General features: G+C 50.2%; 14 protein-coding genes and 3 pseudogenes. 10 read left to right on the forward strand and 7 right to left on the reverse strand.

The genetic code is table 11. The features are described 5' to 3' along the window. Positions 1-48: 48 nt before the first annotated feature. The 6 genes and pseudogenes from srfAB (AADZ70_RS16710) to AADZ70_RS16735 all read left to right on the forward strand — a co-directional run. Positions 49-3039 (forward strand): annotated as a pseudogene (gene srfAB / locus AADZ70_RS16710) (surfactin non-ribosomal peptide synthetase SrfAB); the annotation flags it as partial. Between the two features lie 64 nt (positions 3040-3103). Then, positions 3104-3268, forward strand: coding sequence for a competence protein ComS (gene comS / locus AADZ70_RS16715; RefSeq protein ID WP_277814035.1), 165 nt, complete (start codon positions 3104-3106; stop codon positions 3266-3268). Continuing rightward, positions 3214-10755: pseudogene (srfAB, locus tag AADZ70_RS16720) on the forward strand (surfactin non-ribosomal peptide synthetase SrfAB); the annotation flags it as partial. The gene comS and the pseudogene srfAB (AADZ70_RS16720), both read left to right, overlap by 55 nt. 34 nt (positions 10756-10789) lie before the next feature. Further along, positions 10790-14626 (forward strand): surfactin non-ribosomal peptide synthetase SrfAC, encoded by a 3837-nt coding sequence (gene srfAC / locus AADZ70_RS16725; RefSeq protein ID WP_342007351.1) that lies wholly within the window; start codon positions 10790-10792, stop codon positions 14624-14626. Positions 14627-14644: 18 nt separating this feature from the next. Next, positions 14645-15376, forward strand: a complete 732-nt coding sequence (gene srfAD, locus AADZ70_RS16730; RefSeq protein WP_016937291.1) for a surfactin biosynthesis thioesterase SrfAD — start codon at positions 14645-14647, stop codon at positions 15374-15376. 121 nt (positions 15377-15497) lie between these two features. After that, positions 15498-16808 carry an aminotransferase class I/II-fold pyridoxal phosphate-dependent enzyme gene (locus tag AADZ70_RS16735; protein ID WP_016937289.1) on the forward strand — a complete coding sequence of 437 codons (1311 nt, stop codon included), beginning with the start codon at positions 15498-15500 and terminating at the stop codon, positions 16806-16808. Between the two features lie 35 nt (positions 16809-16843). Here the strand turns inward: AADZ70_RS16735 and AADZ70_RS16740 are convergent, their stop codons facing one another. From AADZ70_RS16740 to AADZ70_RS16765, 6 genes are all read right to left on the reverse strand, one after another. Further along, a complete protein-coding gene (locus tag AADZ70_RS16740) occupies positions 16844-17518 on the reverse strand; it encodes a 4'-phosphopantetheinyl transferase superfamily protein (protein ID WP_047476200.1) in 675 nt (224 codons plus the stop codon). Positions 17519-17616: 98 nt separating this feature from the next. Next, a complete protein-coding gene (locus AADZ70_RS16745) occupies positions 17617-18246 on the reverse strand; it encodes a YitT family protein (RefSeq protein WP_016937287.1) in 630 nt (209 codons plus the stop codon). Between the two features lie 99 nt (positions 18247-18345). Then, positions 18346-19089 carry a cystine ABC transporter ATP-binding protein TcyC gene (gene tcyC, locus AADZ70_RS16750; RefSeq protein ID WP_060963627.1) on the reverse strand — a complete coding sequence of 248 codons (744 nt, stop codon included), beginning with the start codon at positions 19087-19089 and terminating at the stop codon, positions 18346-18348. Between the two features lie 12 nt (positions 19090-19101). Continuing rightward, positions 19102-19806, reverse strand: coding sequence for an amino acid ABC transporter permease (locus tag AADZ70_RS16755; protein ID WP_016937285.1), 705 nt, complete (start codon positions 19804-19806; stop codon positions 19102-19104). Then, entirely contained in the window at positions 19793-20590 is a 798-nt protein-coding gene (tcyA, locus tag AADZ70_RS16760; protein ID WP_016937284.1) for a cystine ABC transporter substrate-binding lipoprotein TcyA, read from the reverse strand. Before tcyA ends, AADZ70_RS16755 begins: the two co-directional genes overlap by 14 nt. 129 nt (positions 20591-20719) lie before the next feature. Then, positions 20720-21592 carry a LysR family transcriptional regulator gene (locus AADZ70_RS16765; protein ID WP_045926264.1) on the reverse strand — a complete coding sequence of 291 codons (873 nt, stop codon included), beginning with the start codon at positions 21590-21592 and terminating at the stop codon, positions 20720-20722. Between the two features lie 90 nt (positions 21593-21682). On the opposite strand from AADZ70_RS16765, the pseudogene AADZ70_RS16770 reads away from it, so the two are divergent. The 4 genes and pseudogenes from AADZ70_RS16770 (at position 21683) to AADZ70_RS16785 (ending at position 24426) form a co-directional block, all read left to right on the forward strand. Next, a pseudogene (locus AADZ70_RS16770) lies at positions 21683-22296 on the forward strand (non-oxidative hydroxyarylic acid decarboxylases subunit B). A 2-nt stretch (positions 22297-22298) separates the two neighbouring features. After that, complete coding sequence (gene bsdC, locus AADZ70_RS16775) at positions 22299-23720, forward strand: phenolic acid decarboxylase BsdC (RefSeq protein ID WP_016937282.1); 1422 nt, start codon at positions 22299-22301, stop codon at positions 23718-23720. A 17-nt stretch (positions 23721-23737) separates the two neighbouring features. Further along, positions 23738-23965, forward strand: a complete 228-nt coding sequence (locus tag AADZ70_RS16780) for a non-oxidative hydroxyarylic acid decarboxylases subunit D (protein WP_016937281.1) — start codon at positions 23738-23740, stop codon at positions 23963-23965. Next, positions 23965-24426: a hypothetical protein gene (locus AADZ70_RS16785; RefSeq protein WP_016937280.1), complete on the forward strand. Its 462-nt coding sequence runs from the start codon at positions 23965-23967 to the stop codon at positions 24424-24426. Before AADZ70_RS16780 ends, AADZ70_RS16785 begins: the two co-directional genes overlap by 1 nt. Before the next feature lie 44 nt (positions 24427-24470). Here the strand turns inward: AADZ70_RS16785 and AADZ70_RS16790 are convergent, their stop codons facing one another. Then, entirely contained in the window at positions 24471-25949 is a 1479-nt protein-coding gene (locus AADZ70_RS16790) for a peptide MFS transporter (RefSeq protein ID WP_095242023.1), read from the reverse strand. Positions 25950-26123 lie beyond the last annotated feature (174 nt).

Genomic DNA, 26123 nt, shown 5'->3' on the forward strand with positions numbered 1-26123 from the left:
AAAAAATCGATTCAAAAGGTGTATGCACTCACACCGATGCAGGAGGGAATGCTGTATCATGCGCTGCTTGATCCGCATTCTTCCTCCTACTTCACACAATTAGAGCTTAGGATTCACGGAAGTTTTCAGCTCGAGCTTTTTGAAAAAAGCGTCAATGAGCTGATCCGGACATATGACATCCTGCGAACGGTATTCGTGCACCAGCAGCTTCAAAAACCGCGCCAAGTCGTATTGGCCGAACGGAAGACGAAAGTGCACTATGAAGATATCAGTCAATTAGATGAAGCTCGTCAAACCGAATATATTGAACGCTATAAACGCGACGTGCAGCAGCAGGGCTTTCATCTGGCGAAGGATATTCTTTTTAAAGCGGCGGTATTCAGACTCAGTGAGAAGGAGCTTTATCTCGTCTGGAGCAATCATCATATCGTCATGGACGGCTGGAGTATGGGCGTTTTGATGAAAAGCCTGTTTCAAAACTATGAAGCGCTTCGTGCCGGCCGGCCCGCCGGAGGAAGCCAGGGCAAACCTTACTCTGACTATATCAAATGGCTCGGAGGCCGGGATTATGATGAGGCGGAACAATATTGGAGCAGCCGCTTAGCGGATTTCGAACAGCCAAGCCTGCTCCCGGGCCGTCTGGCAGCGGAAAAGAAAGACTATCAAAATGAAGAATATTCTTTTGTCTGGGATGAAGAGCTGGTTTCGCAGATTCAGCAGACCGCCAACCGGCATCAAGTCACGGGGCCTAACCTGTTTCAAGCGGTGTGGGGCGCAGTGCTCAGCAAATACAACTATACAGACGATGTGGTGTTCGGCACTGTTGTATCAGGCCGTCCTTCAGAAATCAACGGCATAGAAACAATGGCCGGGCTGTTCATCAATACGATCCCTGTCAGAATCAAGATTGACAAAGAAGCAACCTTTTCTGACGTGATGACGGCAGTTCAGAAAAACGCCGTGGAAGCCGAGCGCTATGATTATGTGCCGCTCTATGACATTCAAAAGCGCTCTGCTCTGGACGGCAGCCTTTTGAATCATTTGGTCGCCTTTGAAAACTATCCGCTGGACAAAGAGCTGGAAAACGGGGGCATGGAGGAAAGACTCGGCTTTTCCATTAAAGTTGAACATGCTTTTGAGCAGACGAGCTTTGATTTCAATCTCATCGTGTATCCGGGAAAAACGTGGACTGTCAAAATCAAATACAACGGAGCGGCTTTTGCTCATGATGCCATCGAACGAACGGCGCACCATCTGACCCGCATGATGAAAGCGGCGGTCGGAACGCCTGACGCGCCCGTGCGGGATCTCGGCCTTGTTTCAGGCGAAGAAGAGCGGCAGATTGTTGACATATTCAATGATACGAAAACGGCGCTTCCGGAAGAGGAGGCCGTTCACCGTTTGTTTGAAGCACAGGCAAACCGGACGCCCGCAAGCATCGCGATAAAAGAAGAGGGGCGCGAATGGACGTACCGTGAAGTGAACGAAGCGGCCAACCGCCTGGCGAGACATCTTGTGAAGAACGGGCTGGAAAAAGGCCGGACCGCCGCTATTATGAACGACCGGTCTGCGGAAACCGTTATCGGCATGCTTGCCGTCCTAAAAGCAGGCGGCGCATATGTGCCGATTGATCCTGCTTTTCCGGAGGACCGTCTCCGCTTTATGGCGGAAGACAGTTCGATTCAGATCGTGCTGACAGTTCAGGACTATCTGGAGCAAGCGGGCGCATTGCAAGTCCCGGTCATCATGCTGGATGAAAGCGCGGATGAAACGGTAAGCGGAGCAAACTTGAGTCTCCCTGCCGGCGGAAACGACTTGGCGTATATTATGTATACATCCGGATCGACCGGCAAACCGAAAGGCGTCATGATTGAACACAGAAATATCATCAGGCTCGTCAAACATTCGAATTATGTGCCGGTTCATGAAGAAGACCGCATGGCGCAAACGGGAGCCGTCAGCTTTGATGCCGGAACCTTCGAAGTCTTCGGTGCATTGCTGAACGGAGCTGCGCTTTATCCTGTAAAAAAAGAGACGCTGCTTGACGCCGGACAATTCGCCCAATTTCTGAAAGAGCATCGGATCACGACTATGTGGCTGACGTCTCCGCTGTTTAACCAGCTTGCCCAAAAGGATGCCGGCATGTTTAACACGCTCCGGCACCTTATCATCGGCGGTGATGCGCTTGTGCCGCATATCGTCAGCAAGGTGAGAAAGGCGTCACCGGAGCTGTCTCTTTGGAACGGCTACGGCCCGACGGAGAATACGACGTTTTCGACGAGTTTTCTCATTGATCAGGACTACGACGGCTCGGTCCCGATCGGGAAGCCGATCGGAAATTCCACTGCGTACATTATGGACGAAAACCGCAACCTCCAGCCGATCGGCGCTCCCGGTGAGCTGTGCGTCGGCGGAAGCGGAGTGGCAAGAGGCTATGTGAATCTGCCTGAACTAACGGAGAAGCAATTTGTCCGCGATCCGTTCAGACCGGATGAAATGATATACCGGACGGGAGACTTGGCGAAGTGGCTTCCGGACGGCACGATCGAGTTTCTCGGCAGAATTGACAATCAAGTAAAGGTCCGCGGTTTCAGAATCGAGCTCGGCGAAATCGAGGCGAAAATCAGCCAGGTGCAGAATGTGACGGAATCTGCAGCTGTGATCCGGAAAAATAAAGCGGATGAAAATGAAATCTGCGCTTACTTTACCGCAGACCGGGATCTTTCACCGGAAGACCTGCGCAAAACACTTTCGGAATCACTTCCTGAATACATGATTCCCGCGCACTTCATACAGATGAGTCAGTTTCCGCTGACGGCGAACGGAAAAATTGATAAAAAGGCGCTGCCTGAACCGCAGACTGAAGCCGTTCAAAAAGAATACGAAGCGCCGAAAACGGAAGCGGAGCAGAAACTCGCGGACATTTGGGAAGGCATTCTCGGCGTAAAAGCGGGTGTGACTGACAATTTCTTCACGATTGGCGGACATTCTTTAAAAGCCATGATGATGACCGCTAAAATTCAGGAGCACTTTCAAAAAGAAGTGCCGATCAAAGTGTTATTTGAAAAGCCGACCATTCAGGAGCTTGCGCATTATTTGGAGCATGAGAGTGAGGAGGAGCAGCAGTTTGAACCGATCCGGCAAGCACCTCATCAGAAGCATTATCCTGTTTCCTCAGCACAGCGCAGGATGTATATCCTTAATCAGCTCGGACAGGCCAGCACGAGCTACAACGTCCCTGCTGTACTTCTGCTGGAAGGATCAGTAGACAAAAACCGCCTTGAAGAGGCCATGCAGGCATTAATCAACCGTCATGAGACACTTCGTACATCGTTTGACATGGCGGATGGAGAAGTCGTGCAGACCATTCATGAAAATGTGAGCTTTCAGCTGGAAACCGCCGAGGGCCGGGAAGAAGATGCGGAAGAGCTGACAAAAGCCTTTATCAGACCGTTTGCGCTCAACCGTGCGCCGCTCGTCCGTTCGAAGCTGATCCGGCTTGAAGCTGACCGTCATCTTCTGTTGATTGACATGCATCACATTATTACGGACGGAAGCTCTATGGGCATTTTCATCGGTGATCTGGCAAAGCTTTATCAAGGCACGGAGCTTGCGCTGCCAAAGATTCATTATAAGGATTTTTCAGTCTGGCAGCGTGAAAAAGCAAATCTGGATCAGCACGAGGCCTACTGGCTCGAAACGTTCAAAGGCGATCTGCCGGTGTTGGATCTGCCGCTTGATTTCCCGCGTCCTGCCGAGCGCAGTTTTGAAGGGGAACGCGTCATCTTCGGGCTTGATAAACAGGTGACGGCGCAGATTAAGACATTGCTGGCTGATACGGATACGACGATGTACATGTTCTTGTTAGCCGCTTTTCAAGTGCTGCTGTCCAAATATTCAGGGCAGGAAGACATCATAGTCGGATCTCCGGCAGCCGGAAGACAGCATCCTGATCTCCAAGAGGTGCCGGGCATGTTTGTCAACACAGTCGCGCTTCGGTCGCATCCTGCCGGCAAAAAAACGTTCAAGCAATTCCTGGACGAAGTGAAGACGGCGAGTCTTCAAGCTTTCGAGCATCAAAGCTATCCGCTTGAAGAATTAATTGAAAAACTGCCGTTAACGAGGGACACAAGCCGGAGTCCGCTGTTCAGCGTGTTATTTAATATGCAGAACATGGAGATCCCGTCTCTGCGGCTCGGAGATTTGGAGATTTCTTCTTACTCCATGCATCATCATGTCGCTAAATTTGATCTTTCCTTAGAAGCGGCTGAGCGCGGAGAAGAGGTCGGATTGAGCTTTGATTACGCGAAAGCCTTATTTGCGGACGAAACCATCCGCCGCTGGAGCGCTCATTTTGTCAATCTGATTAAAGCCTGCGCTGAAAATCCGGATATTCAGCTGGCCGAAGCAAGCCTGTTATCTGAACCTGAGCGGGAAGCGCTCCTCTCTGATGAAAAACGTACGGAAGCGGATCTCCCTGATGGCACTTTTGTTTCGCTGTTTGAACGGCAAGCGCAAAAAACGCCTGATCTCACGGCGGTTGCAGGCGGAACAAGTCTGACATATCGTGAGCTTGATGAACGCTCGAACCGGTTTGCGCGCCATCTTCAGGCCTGCGGAGCGGGCAGTGAGGACATCGTGGCTATTATGATGGATCGTTCGGCCGACTTGATTACCGCGATTCTCGGCGTCATGAAAGCCGGAGCGGCATTTCTCCCGATTGATCCGGAGACTCCTGAAGAGAGAATCCGCTATTCTCTTGAAGACAGCGGAACGAAGCTTCTGGTCGTCAATGAGAGAAACATGACCGCGGCGGCCGTTTATAAAGGAAAAACGGTCGTAATGGAAGGCGGAGAATGGCGGAACGAAAGCGCCGATCGGCTCGAAACGAATCCTGACGCCGACCAGCTTGCATATATCATTTATACCTCGGGAACAACGGGCAAACCGAAAGGCGTCCAGCTGGAGCACCGCAATCTAGTCAATTATGTCACGTGGTTCAGCCGTGAAGCCGGTTTGACCGAAGCTGACAAATCCGTGCTGCTGTCTTCTTACGCATTTGATCTCGGATATACGGCCATATTCCCGATTCTTCAGGCGGGCGGCGAGCTGCACATTGTGCCGAAAGAGACGTACACTTCGCCTGAACAGCTTGGTGAATATATACAGAAAAACGGCATTACGTATATGAAACTGACGCCGTCGTTGTTCCATATGATCGTCAATACTGCCCGTTTTACGGCAGAACGCCGTTTCAGCCCGCTTCGTTTAGTGGTGCTCGGCGGTGAAAAAATCATCACGTCCGATGTCCGCAAGTTTCATGACGTATACGCCCATACTGACTTCATCAATCACTACGGGCCGACAGAAACGACGATCGGCGCCATTGCCGGACGGATCAATATGGGACGGCTTGATCAATATGAGCAGCGTCCCGTCATCGGCCGCCCGATCGCAAATACCGGCGCCCTGGTGCTGGACGGATCAATGCAGCTCGTTCCTCCGGGCGCAAGCGGCGAGCTTTATATTACCGGGAAGGGGCTTGCCAGAGGATATCTTCACCGTCCGCAGCTGACGGCGGAGAAATTTCTCTCAAATCCTTTTTCACCGGACAGCCTGATGTACAAAACGGGAGATGTCGTCCGCAGGCTTTCTGACGGGACGATTGAATTTATCGGCCGCGCCGATGATCAGGTGAAAATCCGGGGCTACCGTATCGAATTAAAAGAGGTTGAAACTGTGCTGTTAAGCGTAAACGGCATTCAGGAGGCGGTCGTTCTCGCAGTCAGCGAAGGCGGACTGCCGGAACTGTGCGCGTACTATAAAGCCGACAGCGAGCTGAAAGGCTCTGAGCTTCGCAAACAGCTTTCCGAAACACTGCCGTCTCATATGCTTCCGGCCTATTTCGTGCAAGTAGACCGCATTCCGCTCACAGCCAACGGAAAAACAGATAAAAACGCCCTTCCGAAACCGGGCGCAAGCCAGACGGCGCAAACGGCTTCAGCCTTGCCGGAAACGGAATTGGAGGAAAAGCTGTGCCACATTTGGAAAAAGACTCTCGGTACGGATACGCTCGGCATCGACGATAATTTCTTCGATTACGGCGGGCACTCTTTAAAAGGCATGATGCTCCTTGCCAATATTCAGGCTGAACTGGACAAAACGGTTCCGTTAAAAGCGCTGTTCGAACAGCCGACGGTCCGTCAGCTTGCCGCATATATCGAGAATTCAGCGGTATCTGAGAAATATCGGATGATCTCACCGGCAGACAGCGCTGACGCATACCCTTTATCATCCGCCCAAAAACGGATGTACGTTCTGAACCAGCTTGACCGGGACACAATCAGCTACAATATGCCGTCTGTTCTTCTGATGGAGGGAGAAGTCGATATTTCAAGGCTTCAGGAAGCGCTCAATCAGATGATCAATCGTCACGAATCTTTGCGGACGTCCTTTATCGATCAAAATGGCCTGCCGATGCAGCGGATCACAGAACAGGCTGACATCGAACTTCACATCTTTGAAGCAGCGGATGAAGAGAAAGCCGATCTTATCATTCGGGCATTCATCAAGCCGTTTGATTTGAGTGAGGCTCCGCTCATTCGGGCCGCTCTTGTCAGACTGAATGAACAGAAACACCTCCTGCTGCTGGATATGCATCATATTATTGCCGACGGCGTGTCCAGAAGCATGCTGGTCAAAGAGCTCGCTCATCTTTACAAAGGCGGAAGTCTGCCGGCGCCGAGCCTGCATTATAAAGACTTCGCCGTCTGGCAGAATGAACCCGAGCAGGCCGAACGGATGAAAGAGCATGAGCAATATTGGCTCTCCGCGTTCTCCGGTGAGCTTCCTGAACTGAACTTGCCGACCGATTTTCCGCGTCCTCCGGTTCAAAGCTTTAAAGGACAGTCCGTCCGCTTCAGAGCGGGGCGTGAAACGGAAAAAGCGGTGCGTGAATTAATGGAGCAATCGGGAGCGACTCTTCATATGGTGCTTCATGCCGCGTTCCATGTTTTCTTAGGCAAAATCACGGGGCAGCGCGATATCATTATCGGCTCGGTAACTGCCGGAAGAACGAGCGCCGAAGTTCAGGAAATGCCGGGGATGTTTGTCAATACGCTTGCGCTTCGCAATGAAACGCGCAAAGAGCAGACCTTCGCCGGGCTGCTCGAACAGGTGAAACAAACCAATCTCGACGCGCTGGCGCATCAGGATTATCCGTTTGAAGATCTGATCGGAAAGCTTGACCTGCCGAGAGATATGAGCCGAAATCCATTGTTCCAAGTCATGGTGACGACAGAAGATCCGGATAAAGAAACACTGGAACTGGAGAAGCTGCGCATCACTCCGTATGAGTCGAACCAAGGCACGGCGAAATTCGATCTGACACTCGGCGGCTTTACGGATCAAGAAGGCCTCGGTCTTCAGTTTGAATATGCGACTGATCTGTTTAAAAAAGAAACAATTGAAAAGTGGAGCGCCGGGTTCCTGCGGATTCTGAAGCAAGCGGCAGAAAACCCGGACAGAAAGCTGCCGGAGATTTCCCTGATCAGCGATGCTGAAAAACAAGCCCTCCTTGACGCTTGGAAAGGAAAAACACTCTCCGTGCCGCGGGACAAAACGGTTCACCGTCTCTTTGAAGAAACGGCCGCCCGCTATGCAAACCGTCCGGCTGTGGCATACAACGGCGCGAAATGGACGTACGGCGAGCTGAACGCAAGGGCGAACCGCATCGCGCGCATTCTCATGGACTGCGGCGTTACGGCTGACGAACGTGTCGGCATTTTGACGAAACCGTCCTTGGAAATGGCCGCGGGCGTACTCGGCGTCTTGAAAGCGGGCGCGGCATTTGTGCCGATTGACCCGGATTACCCGAAAGAGCGGATCAGCTACATTCTGCAGGACAGCGGCGCTAAGCTGCTTCTCACGCAGGAAGCGCTCGACGTGCCGGAAAGCTACAAAGGAGACACGATCCTGCTTGACGGCAGCCGCTCCATTCTGAGCCTGCCGCTTGATGAAAACGATGAAGCGAACCCGCAGACGGAAACCACGGCGGATCATCTCGCTTATATGATTTACACGTCAGGAACGACCGGACAGCCGAAGGGTGTCATGGTCGAACACCACGCGCTGGTGAACCTGTGTTTCTGGCATCACGACGCATTCGCCATGACGGCCGAGGATAAAAGCGCCAAATACGCTGGCTTCGGTTTTGACGCCTCCATCTGGGAGATGTTCCCGACATGGACCATCGGTGCTGAGCTTCATGTCATTGACGAAGCGATCCGGCTGGATATCACCCGCTTAAATCACTATTTCGAAGAGCACGGCGTGACCATCACCTTCCTGCCGACACAGCTGGCCGAACAATTTATGGAGCTGGAAAATACCTCTCTCCGCATGCTTCTCGTCGGAGGCGACAAGCTGAAGCGGGCGGTGAAACAGCCGTACACGATCGTCAACAACTACGGCCCGACGGAGAACACCGTCGTCGCGACAAGCGGCGTCATCAATCCGGAGGAAGGATCGCTTTCGATCGGACGGGCGATTGCCAATACGAGAGCGTATATTCTCGGTGACGGCGATCAGGTGCAGCCGGAAGGCATTGCCGGTGAATTGTGCGTGGCAGGCCGCGGACTTGCGCGCGGATACCTGAACCGTGAGGAAGAAACGGCGAAGCGGTTTACCGCAGATCCGTTTGTGCCAGGCGAGCGCATGTACCGGACCGGGGACCTCGTCAAATGGAACGCGCAGTGCGGCATCGAATACATCGGCCGCATCGACCAGCAGGTCAAAGTGCGCGGCTACCGGATCGAGCTTTCAGAAATCGAAGTCCGCCTCGCCCAGCTTGCGGACGTTCATGACGCGGCGGTGACGGCGGTGGAAGACAAAGCGGGCAATACCGCCCTTTGCGCCTATGTCGCACCTCAGCAGGATGATACCGAAGCGCTCAAAGCCGCGCTGAAAGACACGCTTCCGGACTACATGGTCCCGGCGTTCTGGGTGGAGATGGACGAGCTTCCGGTCACCGCAAACGGCAAGATTGACAAAAAAGCCCTGCCGGCGCCGGACATTGAAGCGGGAAGCGCCGCGTACAAAGCGCCGGAAACGGAGATGGAGACGCTGCTTTCTGACATTTGGCAGGAAGTGCTCGGACTGGATCAGATCGGCGTAAGCGATAATTTCTTCACGCTCGGCGGCGACTCGATCAAAGGCATTCAAATGGCGAGCCGCCTGAACCAGCACGGCTACAAGCTGGAGATGAAAGACCTCTTCCAGCACCCGACCATCGAAGAGCTCGTCTCTTACGTGGAGCGGACGGAAGGCAAGCAGGCCGACCAGGGACCTGTCGAAGGCGAAGCAGAATTAACGCCGATCCAGCGCTGGTTCTTTGAGAAAAACTTTACGAACAAACACCATTGGAACCAATCCGTCATGCTTCACGCAAAAGACGGCTTTGATCCGGTTCTGGTGGAAAGAACCCTGCAAGCATTGATGGAACACCATGATGCACTGCGGATGGTTTATCGTGAAGAAAGGGAAGGCATCATTCAGACATACCTCCCTGTCAGTGAATGCAAGGCAAGCTTTGAAATCGTTGATCTGTACGGAACAGACGAAGACATGCTGAAAAGCCAGATTCAGCGGCTTGCCGATCAGCTTCAGGGCAGTCTTGATCTGAAGAACGGCCCGCTGTTAAAAGCAGAGCAATATCGGACAGAACAAGGCGATCATCTGTTAATTGCGGTTCACCATCTCGTCGTGGACGGGGTTTCATGGAGAATTTTGCTTGAGGATTTCGCTTCAGGTTATAAACAGGCGCAGCAGCAAAACAGCATCGTCCTTCCGCAGAAAACCCACTCCTTTAAGGATTGGGCAGAGGCGCTGAGCACGTTTGCGCAATCAGAAGAGCTGAAGAAGCAGGCGGATTATTGGGCGCAGGCAGATGCAGAAGAACTCCAGCCGCTGCCGAAAGACCATGAGCCGACAAAACGGCTCGTCAAACATACGGCGGCCGTGAAATGTGAACTAACCGAGGAAGAAACGGCGCAGCTGCTTACAGATGTTCATCATCCGTACGGAACGGAAATCAACGACATTCTGCTTAGCGCGCTCGGCTTAACAATCGGTGAATGGACGGAAAACGGTAAAGTCGGCATCAACTTAGAAGGGCACGGCCGGGAAGAAATCATACCGAATGTCAATATTTCACGGACGGTCGGCTGGTTTACGGCTCAATATCCGTTGATTCTGCAGATCAGCAAAGAAGACGGCGTCTCTTCCGTCATTAAAACGGTAAAAGAGACGGTGCGGCGCGTTCCTGATAAAGGCGTAGGATACGGGATTCTCCGGTATCTGTCATCCGATGAAACAGAAAAAGGCGTCACGCCTGAAATCAGTTTTAACTACCTAGGGCAGTTTGACAATGAAGTGAAAACTGAATGGTTTGAACCGTCACCATATGATATGGGGCGTCAAGTCAGCGAAGAGTCAGAAGCGTTATACGCACTGAGCTTCAGCGGGATGGTTACAGGCGGCCGCTTCGTCATTTCCTGCTCATACAATCAGGAAGAATATGAAAGAAGCACAGTCGAAGCACAGATGCAGCGGTTTAAAGACAACCTCTTAATGATCATCCGCCATTGCACGGCCAAAGAAGAGAAAGAATTTACGCCGAGCGACTTCAGCGCGCAGGATCTTGAGATGGATGAAATGGGAGACATCTTTGACATGCTTGAGGAGAATTTAACGTGATAAAAACAGTTAACAGAAGGGGGGAGCGGAGCAGATGAGCCAGTTCAAAAAAGATCAAGTTCAGGACATGTATTATTTGTCGCCGATGCAGGAGGGAATGCTGTTTCATACTCTCCTGAATCCCGGCCAAAGCTTTTATATCGAACAAATGACAATGAAAGTAAAAGGCAGCTTGAATATCAAATGCCTTGAAGAAAGCATGAATGTGATCATGGACCGGTACGATGTATTTCGTACCGTGTTCATTCACGAAAAAGTAAAAAGGCCGGTCCAAGTCGTATTGAAAAAACGGCAGTTTCAGATAGAAGAAATCGATCTGGCACACTTACCGGGCAGCGAGCAAGCAGCCAAAATCAATGAATACAAAGAACAGGATAAGATCAAGGGGTTTGATTTGACGCGGGATATCCCAATGCGTGCGGCTATTTTTAAAAAAGCTGAAGAAAGCTTTGAATGGGTGTGGAGCTATCATCACATGATTTTGGACGGCTGGTGCTTTGGCATCGTCGTGCAGGATCTGTTTAAGGTATACAATGCCCTGCGCGAACAAAAGCCATACAGCCTGCCGCCGGTCAAACCATATAAGGACTATATCAAGTGGCTTGAAAAGCAGGATAAACAAGCATCACTGCATTACTGGCGCGAGTACTTAGAGGAATTTGAAGGACAAACGACATTTGCGGAGCAAAGAAAGAAACAAAAGGACGGCTATGAGCCGAAAGAGCTGCTCTTCTCACTGCCGGAGGCGGACACAAAGGCGTTTAACGAGCTTGCAAAATCACAGCATACCACTTTGAGTACGGCGCTGCAGGCAGTGTGGAGTGTATTAATCAGCCGCTACCAGCAGTCCGGCGATTTGATCTTCGGCACAGTCGTTTCCGGGCGTCCCGCAGAAATCAAAGGCGTTGAACATATGGTCGGGCTGTTTATCAATGTTGTCCCGAGGCGGGTGAAACTGTCTGAGGATACCACATTTAACGGATTGCTCAAGCAGCTGCAGGAACAATCGCTGCAGTCTGAGCCGCATCAATACGTGCCGCTCTATGACATCCAAAGCCAGGCCGATCAGCCAAAGCTGATTGACCACATCATTGTGTTTGAAAATTATCCGCTTCAGGATGCAAAAAATGAAGAAAACAATGAAAACGGCTTTGAAATGGAGGATGTCCATGTTTTTGAGAAGTCGAATTATGATCTCAACCTGATGGCTTCCCCGGGAGACGAGATGCTGATCAAGCTTGCCTATAATGAGAATGTGTTTGATGAGGCATTTATCCAGCGCTTAAAATCACAGCTTCTCACAGCGATTCAGCAGCTCATCCAGAAGCCGGATCAGCCTGTTCATACGATCAGTCTTGTTGATGAAAAGGAAAGAGAGTTTCTGCTTACAGGCTTAAACCCGCCTGCTCAAAACCATCAGGCGAAGCCTCTGACGGATTGGTTCAAAGAGGCGGTGAATGTTCATCCTGATGCGCCGGCGCTTACGTATTCCGGCCAGACTCTTTCCTATCGCGAATTAGATGAGGAAGCGAACCGCCTTGCACGCCGTTTGCAAAAGCAAGGTGCGGGTAAAGGCTCCGTTGTCGCGTTGTACACGAAGCGCTCGCTTGAACTGGTGATCGGCATTCTCGGCGTATTAAAAGCAGGAGCGGCTTATCTCCCGGTTGATCCGAAGCTGCCGGAGGACCGAATCTCGTATATGCTGACTGACAGTGCGGCAGCCTGTCTGCTGACACATCAGGAGATGAAAGAAAAAGCGGATCAGCTGCCGTATCCAGGAACAACACTCTTCATTGATGATCCTGCACGGTTCGAAGAGCAGGCAAGCGACCCTGCAGCCGCAATTGAACCCGATGATCCGGCATATATTATGTATACGTCCGGCACAACCGGAAAGCCGAAGGGCAATATCACCACTCATGCCAATATTCAAGGATTGGTCAAGCATGTAGACTACATGGCATTTTCTGAAAAAGATACGTTCTTATCCGTTTCGAATTACGCCTTTGACGCATTTACCTTTGATTTCTACGCATCAATACTGAATGCGGCACGGCTCATTATCGCAGATGAACAGACACTGCTTGATACAGAACGGCTGACTGACCTGATCCGGCAGGAGAATGTCAATGTCATGTTTGCGACGACCGCACTTTTCAACCTTCTCACCGATGCGGGAGAGGATTGGCTGAGGGGGCTTCGCTGCGTGTTATTCGGAGGTGAGCGCGCGTCTGTGCCTCACGTCAGAAAAGCGCTTAAGATCATGGGGCCGGGCAAGCTCATTAATTGCTACGGGCCGACTGAGGGAACAGTGTTTGCGACAGCTCACGTCGTGCATGATTTACCGGATTCCATCTCTTCATTGCCGATCGGAAAGCCGATCAGCAATGCCAGTGTTTATATTCTTAACGAGCAAAATCAGCTTCAGCCATTCGGAGCTGTCGGTGAACTGTGCATCAGCGGAATGGGTGTATCAAAAGGGTATCTGAACCGTCATGATCTGACGGAGCAAATGTTTATCCCAAACCCGTTCAAGCCGGGAGAAACGCTTTACCGCACAGGGGATTTGGCACGCTGGCTGCCGGATGGAACGATTGAATACGCCGGCCGAATTGACGATCAGGTCAAAATACGCGGGCACCGGATCGAGCTTGAAGAAATTGAAAAGCAGCTGCAGGAATACCCGGGTGTGAAAGATGCGGTTGTTGTTGTTGACCGCCATGAGTCTGGAGATGCATCAATCAACGCCTACCTCGTGAACCGGGCGCAACTTTCAGCTGAAGACGTAAAAGGGCACCTGAAAAAACAGCTTCCTGCTTACATGGTGCCGCAAACCTTTACTTTCTTAGAGGAGCTTCCTTTAACGACAAACGGGAAGGTCAATAAACGGATGCTGCCAAAACCGGATTCCGCTCAGCTGGCGAAAGAATGGATCGGGCCCCGAAATGCGACGGAAGAAACGATTGCACACATCTGGTCCGAAATTCTTGGCAGACAGCAGATAGGCATTCATGATGATTTCTTTGCACTCGGCGGGCACTCTTTAAAAGCGATGACGGCTGCGTCCCGTATTAAAAAAGAGCTCGGTACGGATATCCCGGTGAAGCTGTTGTTCGAAGCGCCGACAATCGCAGGCATTGCCGATTATCTGATTCACGGTGAAGAAAAAGGGATGAAAGACCTCACCATCATGAATAAAAATCAGTCTGACACACTGTTTGCGTTCCCGCCTGTTCTCGGTTACGGGCTGATGTACCAGCCGCTGGCAAAACATCTGTCCGGCTATAGAATCTGCGCGTTCGATTTTATCGAGGAAGACAGCCGTATCGAACGCTACACAGAGCTGATCAATCAGCTGCAGCCGGAAGGCCCGGTCAAGCTGTTCGGATACTCGGCAGGATGCACGCTCGCCTTTGAAACCGCCAAACGGCTTGAAGCCCAAGGACGTAAAGTGGAGCGGCTGATCATGGTCGATTCCTATAAAAAACAAGGCGTCAGCGACTTGGAAGGCCGCACCGTAGAAAGTGATGTCGAGGCGCTGATGAAGGTAAACAGGGACAATGAAGCACTGAATAACGAAGCCGTCCAAGAAGGGCTCGCCAAAAAAACAAATGCATTTTATTCTTATTTCGTGCATGCCGTCAGCACCGGCACCGTCAATGCGGACATAGATCTATTAACGTCAGCACCGGACTTTGCGATGCCGCCGTGGCTCGCTTCGTGGGAGGAAGCTACGGCAGGTGAATACCGTGTGAAAAAAGGCTGCGGCACTCACGCAGAAATGCTTCAGGGTGAATGTCTCGAAAGGAATGCGGCATTTTTGCTCGAATTCCTAAGAAATGAACATCTGAAGCTGACAACTTCACGATAGAAAAGGAGGAAGCCGCTAATGGTCCAGCTCTTTAAATCGTTCGATACCACAGAAAAAACGCAGCTCATCTGTTTTCCGTTCGCAGGAGGCTATTCAGCATCATTCCGCCCGCTCCACACCTATCTCCAAGGTGAATGTGAGATGCTTGCCGCGGAACCGCCTGGACACGGGACAAATCAAATGTCCGCCGTTGAGGATTTTGAACAGCTCGTCAGCTTGTACAAGCAGGAGCTGAATCTCCGTCCTGACCGTCCGTTTGTGCTGTTCGGGCACAGTATGGGAGGCATGGTCGCTTTCAGGCTGGCGCAAAAGCTGGAGCGGGAAGGCATTTACCCTGAGGCCGTGATCATCTCAGCCATTCAGCCGCCGCATGCGGAAAGAAAAAAGGTTTCTCATCTTGATGATGAAAAATTTCTCGCCCATATTATCGAGCTTGGCGGAATGCCGCAGGAGTTAGTGGAAAATAAGGAGGTCATGTCATTTTTCCTGCCTTCTTTCAGATCCGACTACCGCGCGCTTGAAAGCTTCCGGCCGTCTGATCTTCATACCATTCAATCACCCGTCCATATTTTTAACGGGCGGAAGGATAAAAAATGTATCAAAGATGCGGACGGATGGAAAAAATGGGCCGCAAATCCCGTATTTCACGAGTTTTCGGACGGCCACATGTTCATATTAAGTGAAACTGCAAAAGTGGCGGAACGAATCTATGAGATTATTAACAGGAGCACTGCAGGCCAATTGTTATAGGTTATGACAGACAGCATTCGCTGTCTGTTTTTTGTAACAAAATCTGCCCGATCGTTTTCTCATTTATCAAAAATTTTATGTTATGATTTGATGGAATATAATTTTGAAGGGATTGTCGTACATGAATGATGCAGCAAAAGAGCTGAACAGAACATTATCTGAAGAAAACCCGCACGTGCTTCATATGCTTTCTGATTTGGGCAAAGATTTGTTTTATCCGAAAGGGGTGCTGACGCAATCAGCGGAAGCGAAAGCCAAGGCCGGAAAGTATAATGCCACGATCGGAATCGCCACCTCACAAGGGGAGTCCATGCACTTTTCCCATATTCAAGAGACATTGTCCGCCTATAACCCCGATGATATCTACGATTATGCTCCGCCGCAGGGAAAAGAGCCGCTCAGACAGGAATGGCTGAAAAAAATGCGTCTCGAAAATCCTTCATTAGCCGGCAAAGACATCAGCACGCCGATCGTGACAAACGCTTTGACACACGGGCTGAGCATTGCCGCCGACTTGTTCGTCAATGAAGGGGATACGCTCCTTCTCCCTGATAAATATTGGGGGAATTACAACTTCATTTTCGGTGTCCGGCGCAAGGCATCTATTGAGACGTACCCGCTCTTTCAGCACGATGGGCGTTTTAATGCGGCAGGGCTGTCTGAGCTGCTGAAAAAGCAGGAAGAGAAGGCGATTGTCGTGCTGAATTTCCCGAATAATCCGACAGGCTATACGCCGGGAGAAGAGGAAGCGTCAGAAATCGTCAGCGTGATCTTGGAAGCGGCGGAGGCCGGCAAAGAGATTGTCGTGCTCGTAGACGATGCGTATTACAATCTGTTTTACGATGAAACGGCCATTCAGGAATCCATCTTCAGCAAACTCGCCCAAGTGCACGACCGGGTGCTTTGCGTGAAAATAGACGGTGCGACGAAGGAAAATTACGCGTGGGGCTTCCGCGTCGGTTTTATTACGTACAGCACCAAAAGCGAAAAAGCGCTGCGCGTGCTCGAGGAAAAAACAAAAGGGATTATCAGAGGGACAATTTCAAGCGCCCCGCATCCTTCCCAAACGTTTATGCTGCGGGCAATGCAGTCACCGGAATACGAGAAAGAAAAATCGCTGAAATATAACATTATGAAAAAACGGGCTGACAAAGTAAAAGCCGTTCTTGCAGAAAACAAGCACTATGAAGACGTATGGACGCCTTATCCGTTTAACTCGGGCTATTTCATGTGTGTCCGGCTGAAAGATATAAACGCCGGCGAATTGAGAGTCTCATTGCTTGAAAAAAGAGGAATCGGGACGATATCCATCAATGAGACGGATTTGCGAATCGCATTTTCATGCGTCGAAGAAGAACACATCGCGGATCTGTTCGAAGAAATTTATCAAGAAGCAAAGCAGCTGCAGAAACAGGCGGAAATATCAGGCTGACAAAAAAGGAGGGGGACACCCTCCTTTTTCTATTTTTACCGCAGCTCTTCATACGTTTTCATCTCAATTCCGTCACAAAAATTGGGATGAGCGGCACAAACGGCAAGCTTATATTCCTCGTCCGCATCATATGTGCGGATGAAACAAGGCTCATGTCCGTCCGGAAGCTCAATGGACACATGGCCGTCGTCTTTGAGGCGGACGCTGAATGAATCAAGCGGCAGGGAAAGCCCTTTTCCGGCCTGTTTGATAAAGCTTTCTTTCATCGACCACAGATGGTAAAAATAATCGGTCTGCCGGTCAGGGTGTTTTGCTTGCAGATCACTGTATTCCGTCGGCGAAAAAAACCGTTTGGCGATATCAATCGTGCCGGGCTTCATTTTTTCGATATCAATGCCGATCGGTTTTGAATCAATGGCACACACGACCCAGCGCCCGGAGTGGGAAATGTTAAAGTGCATGTCCGGAAGCGCGGGGATATACGGTTTTCCGTATTCCTGGACGCTGAATGAAATCGCGGCCGGATCAAGTCCGTAAGCCTTCCCCGCGGCGGTGCGGATCAGCATATCGCCGATCAAGGTGCGGTGAGCATCCTCCTTATGGTAAAAGCGCCGGCATTTTTCCCGCTTATTGGCGGACACGGCCGCCATCATCCGATCTTCTTCTTCCGGAGAAAGCGGCCGGTCCATATATACTCCGTAAATCTTCATGTCCAGATCCTCCGTCTGCAAATATTGTCAAAACCATCCTATCATATCAGACGCAAGCTGTCCGAAAATAAAAAAACAAAACCATTTCGGCTTTGTTTTTAATGAACGGACGTTGCCCGCCCGGAGATCGCATATGTTAACAGTTTAGAGGACTGCGGCAAAGAAAAGCGCAGAATCAGCCCCGTCAAAACCGCCGTAATAATCGTTCCGGCTCCGATCGGTCCGCCCATCGTCCAGGCCGCGGCCAGAACCGTCAGCTCAATGCCGTTCCGCACCCATTGCACGTTCCAGCCCGTTTTTTCAGATATCAGCATCATCAGAGAGTCCCGGGGGCCCGCACCGAGCCCGGCTGATACGTAAACCCCGACGCCGCAGCCGATCAGCAGCAATCCGAAAGAGAAAAACACGGCTGCTAAGGAAAAAGCGTGCGCCTCAGGAAGCAGAAACGAAAAGAAATCAATAAACATTCCCATCAGCACCATATTCAAGATGGCGCCGATTTTCGGGAGCGTCCTCGTGAACAGGCAGGTTAAAACGACGATCACCGCGCCGACCAAGATGGACCATTGGCCGACGGAAAGCCCGAAATGCTGAAAAAGCCCATAATGAAAGGCATCCCAAGGGCTGATGCCGAGAGCTTTTCCTTTAATGGTTAAAGATACCCCGAAAGACAAAATCAACAGACCGGCAAAATAAAACGTCCAGCGCATCACGAATTCCCGCTTCAAAGAGGTCCCTTCTTTCATAACATTTCATTAATTGTCATTGTAGCATAAACGCCGAAAAAAAGAAGAAGCGAAATCAGTGTTTCGCTTCTTCTCCGGCTCCTACAAAGGATTCAGTATACGATTTAAGAACCGCTGCGTACGTTCTTCTTTCGGCGCGGAAAAAATTTGGGCCGGCGGTCCTTGTTCCACAATGACGCCGCCGTCAATGAAGATGACCTCATCGGCCACTTCCTGCGCGAATTTGATTTCATGCGTGACGACAACCATCGTCCACCCTTCGTTCGCCAAATCCTTAATGACTTTAAGCACCTCGCCGACCAGCTCCGGATCAAGCGCTGACGTCGGTTCGTCAAACAGCATCAGCTCGGGCTGAATCGCAAGCGCGCGGGCGATGCCGACACGCTGCTGCTGACCGCCGGAAAGCTGGAACGGGTATAAGTTCATTTTGTCTTTCAGCCCGACTTTTTCAAGAAGCTCCATCGCTTCTTTTCTGACTTGCTCCTTGTCGCGCTTTTGCACTTGAATGGGTCCTTCCATGACGTTTTCAAGCGCCGTGCGGTGAGGAAACAGATGATACGCCTGAAAGACCATGCCTGATTTGCGGCGGAGGCGGAGGATATCAGCCTGCTTCACTTTTTTAGAGAAATCTATAGAAAAATCGGAGAATGCCAGCTCGCCGCGGTTGGGGATCTCAAGCGCGTTCAGACAGCGCAGAAGCGTCGTTTTTCCTGAACCGGACGGTCCCAGAATGGCGATGACTTTCCCTTTTTCTATCTCCATATCTATCGTTTTTAAAATTTCATTCTGGCCGAATGATTTATTCAATCCTTTGACGGAAAGCATATCGAAACCTCCTTATTTGGCCACATAACGGTCGAGACGCCGTTCGATCACATGCTGTACGATAGACAGCAAGAAGCAGATGATCCAATAAATAAAGGCGGCTTCAATATAGATGACCAAGATTTGATCAAGGTTTTGCGCACCGATCTCCTGCGCTTTTCTGAACAGCTCCGCGACGAGAATCTGTGACGCGAGAGATGTATCCTTAATCAGGCTGATAAATGTATTTGATAATGGCGGAATGGACACGCGAAACGCCTGCGGCAGGATCACGCGGAACAATGTCTTGCGATAGGTCATGCCGATCGTATAACCGGCTTCCCATTGCCCTTTCGGCACGGATGAAATAGATGCCCGGATGATTTCAGAAGCATAGGCGCCCACATTTAATGAAAATGCGATGACTGCGCTTGGGAAAGGGTCCAGCGTAATATTAAAGGTCGGGAACAGATAAAAAATGATGAACAATTGAACGAGAAGAGGAGTGCCGCGCACTGCTGATACGTATACGCTGAACACCCATCTCAATGGTTTCATATTTGACATTCTGGCGAGCGCCGTAATCAGCGCGATGATCATTCCGAAAATAAAGGAAAGAATAGTAAGGGGAATCGAGTAATAGATTCCCCCGGAAAGAATCGGCCAGAATGACTGCTGCACCAGGTCCCAAGGAATGGCTGCCGCAATCACCGGCTCGGGCATGTTACTTAGAAACATCTTCGCCGAACCATTTTTTAGCTATTTTAGAAAGAGTCCCGTCCTCTTTCATGTCTTTTAACGCTTTGTTGACGTGAGTCACAAGTTCGCCGCTTCCTTTTCGGAATGCGAAATATGTCTGTTGCGGCTGGCCTGCTTCAAACGCGATTTTCACGTTTTTATTGCCGGACGTTTTTAAGTAGTTCAGTACGGCAAGTTTATCGTTGTAAGTCAGATCAGCGCGGCCCTGCTGAATGAGCTGAAGGGATTGCGCCATGCCTTCAACGCCTTCAACTTTCGCTCCGGCATCTTTCGCTAATTTATTGTAATTGCTTGTTAATGATTGAGCCGCTGTTTTTCCTTTGACATCAGCTTCTTTCGCAATCGTGCTGTCTTTTTTCGTCACGACGACAGCATTTGACGTTGTGTATTTATCAGAAAAATCATATTGGTTCTCACGGCCTGTTTTGCCGACTTGGTTGGCGACGACGTCAAACCGTTTCGAGTTTAAACCGGCAAACATGCTGTCCCATTGCGTTTCTTTGAAGTCAGCTTTCAGACCGAGACGTTTCGCGACTTCTTGAATCACTTCCACATCATATCCGGTCAGTTTATCAGTCTTTTTATCATGGAAGGTAAACGGTTCGTACGTTCCTTCTGTACCGACGGTCAGTACGCCTTTTTTCTTGACAGAAGCCCAAAGATCGCTGTCTTTTGACTTAGATCCGCTGCCCTGTGAGTTTCCGCAGGCTGCAAGCACCGCGATGCTGACCATCATGAATAAAGCGAACAATGCTTTTTTCATCTTCTTTATTCCCCACTTTTCTGAGTAGTTTTATTGAGAAAAAATAGCTCCCAATTGTAAAGGATAACTTTTTTTTAGTATGAGTCAAGTAATTGGTTTTCATGAGTGTGAAATCTCCGTGTTTCACGATCAAAATAATTCCAAAAACTGTCTGACCGGCTTCGGGAGATAGCTGTCTTTTCTCCAGATGACGGCCGGCGTCATGACAAACGGGTTGTCCTCGATGATAACCGTTTTGACATGCGAACGCATATGGACGGGAATCATCGTCAAAGGCAGAATCGTGGCGCCGAATCCTGATGATACGAGGCTCAAGAGCGTCGCGGAATCATGGCATTCACAGACAACCCGTAGGTCAAGATCGTACTGTTCACAAACATGGAGGACTTGATCATACACACCCCTTCCATTGACGGTGCGCAAAAGGATCAGAGGCAAAGAGGCGATATCATTCAGCTTAATCGTTTCACCGCACAGACGTTTCGTATGCTCGGACAGCACCAAGACGCACGGAATGTCTTCAAGTTCCTTCGATTCAATGCCATCGTTTTTAATTAAGGTGGTGGTGACGGCGGCGTCAATCTGTCTGGATTCCAATAGCTCCAGCAGTGAGACGGGTTCATCTTCCCAAATGTTAAAGGTGAGATGCGGATACCGTTCTTTCATCTGTGACACTTTTTCAAGCATGAGCGCGGCACAGTAAATGGTTGACCCTACGGCAAGCGTGCCGGCCACTTCCTCCTTCAGCTCTTGTACCTCGATAATGGCGTCCTCAAACTTATGAAGAATCTCTTTTGCTCTTTTCAAAAAGACATTTCCTTCATATGTAAGGGTCATTTGTTTCTTTTTATTGCGGTCAAACAGGATGACGCCCAATTCATCTTCCAGCTGTTTCAGCTGTCTGCTTAACGGCGGCTGCGCCATATGAAGCTTTTTGGCGGCCGTCGTGATTTTCTGCTCTTGGGCGATGGTGACGAAATAACGCAATTGCCTGATATCCATGAACAACGCTCCTTTATTTTATACCTTTAAAGTATGATACATAGATTTAACGAATATTTTTCATATGGATATATCAGGAGTATGATGGTTTTGACACCATATTTCAAGCGTAAAGGAGGGTCAATATGAAGCTCGTCATCGGAATGACCGGGGCTACGGGGGCCATATTCGGGATCAGGCTTTTAGAATATTTAAAAGCCGCGGAGATCGAAACCCATCTTGTCGTGTCACCTTGGGCAAATGTCACCATCACACATGAAACCGATTATACGTTAAAAGATGTCGAGAAACTGGCGTCCTATACGTATTCTCACAAAGACCAGGCGGCGGCGATTTCAAGCGGCTCGTTTGAAACGGACGGGATGATCATCGCTCCGTGCAGCATGAAATCACTTGCAAGCATCCGCACCGGAATGGCTGACAATCTGCTGACAAGAGCGGCAGACGTCATCCTGAAAGAGAGGAAAAAACTTGTGCTGCTGACAAGAGAAACGCCGCTCAGCCAAATTCATTTAGAAAATATGCTAGCGCTTACAAAAATGGGTTCCGTCATTCTTCCGCCGATGCCGGCCTTTTACAACAAGCCGGCTGACATGGACGAATTGATCGACCACATCGTGTTCCGGACGCTCGACCAGTTTGGGATCCGTCTGCCGGAAGCGAAACGGTGGTACGGAATTGAAAAACAAAAAGGAGGAATCTGATAATGGCCTATCAGGATTTTAGGGAATTTCTCGCCGCTCTTGAAAAAGAAGGGCAGCTGCTGACAGTCAACGAAGAGGTAAAACCGGAGCCGGATCTGGGCGCCGCCGCGCGTGCAGCCAGCAACCTCGGGGATAAAACCCCCGCGCTTTTGTTTAACAATATTTACGGACATCACCATGCGCAGGTCGCCCTGAATGTCATCGGCTCATGGCCGAATCACGCGATGATGCTGGGCATGCCGAAAGATACGCCTGTAAAAGAACAATTCTTTGAGTTCGCCAAACGGTACGATTCATTCCCGGTAGCGGTCAAACGTGAAGAAACCGCGCCGTTTCATGAAAATGAAATTACTGAGGACATCAACCTTTTTGACATCCTTCCGCTATTCAGAATCAACCAGGGGGACGGCGGGTATTACTTGGATAAAGCGTGCGTCATTTCCCGCGATCTTGAAGATCCGGACAATTTCGGCAAGCAGAATGTCGGCATTTACAGAATGCAGGTGAAGGGAAAAGACCGCCTCGGCATTCAGCCGGTGCCTCAGCATGATATTGCGATTCATCTTCGCCAGGCTGAAGAACGCGGCGTCAATCTTCCTGTTACAATCGCGCTCGGCTGTGAGCCGGTGATTACGACGGCCGCGTCAACTCCGCTGCTATACGATCAATCCGAGTATGAAATGGCCGGCGCGATTCAAGGGGAGCCCTACAGAATCGTCAAATCTAAGCTGTCCGATTTAGACATTCCTTGGGGCGCCGAAGTTGTTCTGGAAGGAGAGATCCTTGCGGGAGAACGGGAATACGAAGGCCCTTTCGGTGAGTTCACGGGCCATTATTCAGGCGGCCGCAGCATGCCGGTCATCAAAATCAAACGGGTATATCATAGAAACAATCCGATCTTTGAACATTTATACTTAGGCATGCCGTGGACGGAGTGCGATTATATGATCGGCATTAATACGTGCGTGCCGCTTTACCAGCAGCTGAAGGAAGCCTACCCGAACGAAATCGTCGCCGTCAACGCGATGTATACGCACGGCCTGATCGCCATCATTTCAACGAAAACACGCTACGGCGGCTTTGCCAAGGCGGTCGGCATGCGCGCCCTGACGACGCCGCACGGACTCGGCTACTGCAAAATGGTCATTGTCGTGGATGAGGATGTCGATCCGTTTAACCTCCCGCAAGTCATGTGGGCGCTCTCAACGAAAATGCATCCGAAACACGACGCAGTCATCATTCCTGACCTGTCCGTCCTTCCGCTTGACCCGGGATCCGATCCGGCTGGGATGACACACAAAATGATTCTTGACGCCACGACGCCTGTCGCGCCGGAAACAAGAGGCCATTATTCGCAGCCGCTTGATTCTCCGCTGACAACGAAAGAGTGGGAACAAAAACTGATGGACTTAATGAATCAATAAGAAAGGATGAGTTTGCTATGAAAACATGCCCGCGCTGTGAATCGAAAAAAGGAGAAACCGTCAGCCAATCGCCGGTCAAAGGCGCTTGGGAAATATACCAATGCCAAACCTGCTTTTTCACATGGAGATCCTGTGAACCGGAAAGCATCACCAATCCGGCGGCATTCAACCCAGCATTTAAAATTGATCCGAAAGAAACGGAGACGGCCACACATGTTCCCGCTGTCCCGGAAAGAAAAGCGTAATGCTGACGGAGCACTTGCCGGCGGCGCTTTACACGCTTTTAGACGGAACGGAGCTTGAAAAAAAACAGCACGACGCATTTGTGCTGCAATCCGTGACAAAAGAAGGCCGTCCGCACGCGGCCATGATCAGCGCCGGTGAAATAGTGGCTGTAAGCCGCACAAATCTCCGGCTCGCCTTATGGAAAAACACGACGACCGTAAACAGCCTGCTGCATTCGGGACAAGCTCTTTTCATCGCTTGGCACGGAGGAGCCGCATATTACGTGACATTGGAATGTGCGGCGCTTCCGCCGCTGAAAGAGGCGAAATACGAAAGGGAGCGGTTCAGCTGCCGCGTGATCACCGTCAAGGAAGATCGGGCGAAATACGCGGATCTGACATCCGGACCGGTCATCCGTCTTCACGAGCCGGAAGGTGTCCTGAAGAGGTGGAGCGAAACGCTTGAGGAATTAAAACGATAGACGCACAAAAAAAAGCCTGCGGACGGTTCCGCAGGCTTTTTTAGTTATTGTACGCCTTTCATCGCCCGTTTAATAACAGGAGAAAGAAGTACTAAAATAATACCGAGAATGATCGAAATAAGACCGATTGAGCCGAAGTAGGCCGCTTCAGAAACCTTATCAAACAAACCGACTACTTTTGCGTTCAAGGCTTGACCGCAGGCGTTTGTTAAGAACCACATGCTCATGGTCTGCGCTGAGAAGGCGGCAGGCGCGAGCTTCGTTGTGACGGATAAACCGACCGGTGAAAGACAAAGCTCGCCAAGCACAACCAAAAGGAAGCTGAGAACAAGCCAAAGCGGGCTCACAAGCTCGCCGCTTCCGCCCATAACCGGAAGCACCATGACTAAAAATGACAGTCCGGCAAGAATAATGCCGATCGCGAATTTAATCGGTGTTGAAGGCTGGCGTTTGCCGAGCTTCAGCCAGATCCAAGCGAACACCGGTGCGAAAATGACGATGAATAATGGGTTCAGAGACTGGAACCATGATGACTCAAGATGTATGCCCGCAAAAGAAAGTCTCGTGCGCTGATCGGCATATAAAGCAAGAATCGTCGCGCCCTGTTCCTGAATCGCCCAGAACATAACCGCCGCAATAAACAGCGGAATATAAGCTGCAAGCCGTGATTTTTCCGTTTTTGTCGCTTTTTTGCTCATGAACATCACAATAAAGTAAACAACCGGAATGGCAATGCCGAGGATACTGACGATGTCAATCACACGCTGGATCGTCAGCCAGCCGGTTTGAATCAGAACGATGATAATCGCTGCTGCGATGATTATTCCGATTCCCGTTCCGATCACTGATGATTTAGAAATCGGATTCGGTACATTGGAGCCTGCTTTGCCGAGGTATTTCTTTCTCGTAAGAGCGAAAACAATCAGTCCGAGGAACATACCGGCCGCGGCGCATCCGAAGCCTAAGTGGTAGTTGTACTTCTGTCCGAGTGTTCCGACAATTAGCGGCGCAAGCAATCCGCCGAGGTTGATCCCCATGTAAAAGATACTGAAACCTGAGTCGCGGCGCTCGTCTTCCTTCGTATATAAAGCTCCGACAACGCTGGATACGTTTGGTTTAAGCAGGCCGGTTCCGATAATGATCAGAGTCATGCTGGTAAAAAACGCCGCCGTGCTGCCAGGGAAGGCAAGAGCGATGTGCCCGAACATAATTAAAATTCCGCCGTAAAAAACGGTGTTTGCCGTACCGAATACCCGGTCGGCCAGCCACCCGCCGATGACGCTCGACATGTATACGAGAGATCCGTATATGGACATGATGGCAACTGCGGTGGTTTTATCAAATCCGAGACCGCCATGAGCGACTTCCGTGTATAAATAGTAAAGCAGTATAGCTCTCATACCATAGTAGGAGAAACGCTCCCAAAATTCAGTAAAAAACAGTGTGAACAGGCCGCGGGGATGACCGAAAAAGCCTCGTTGCGGCACAGTTTCTGTTATAGATTCCTTTTCAATAGATGCCACCTGAGCCAACCCTTTCTTAAAAAAGTGTATTACAAAAATCATATTCTTATATAATACTTGTGTCAATATAATTTATACTGAATTCAAAAAATTCCAGAATGAAAAGATATTAAAACGTTGAATATAGATGGATTTTCCTAATTCCAATGGCTTATTTTGTCATATAATCTGACT

Origin of the sequence: Bacillus sp. YBsi01 (assembly GCF_038406745.1) — a bacterium.
GTDB lineage: Bacteria > Bacillota > Bacilli > Bacillales > Bacillaceae > Bacillus > Bacillus siamensis.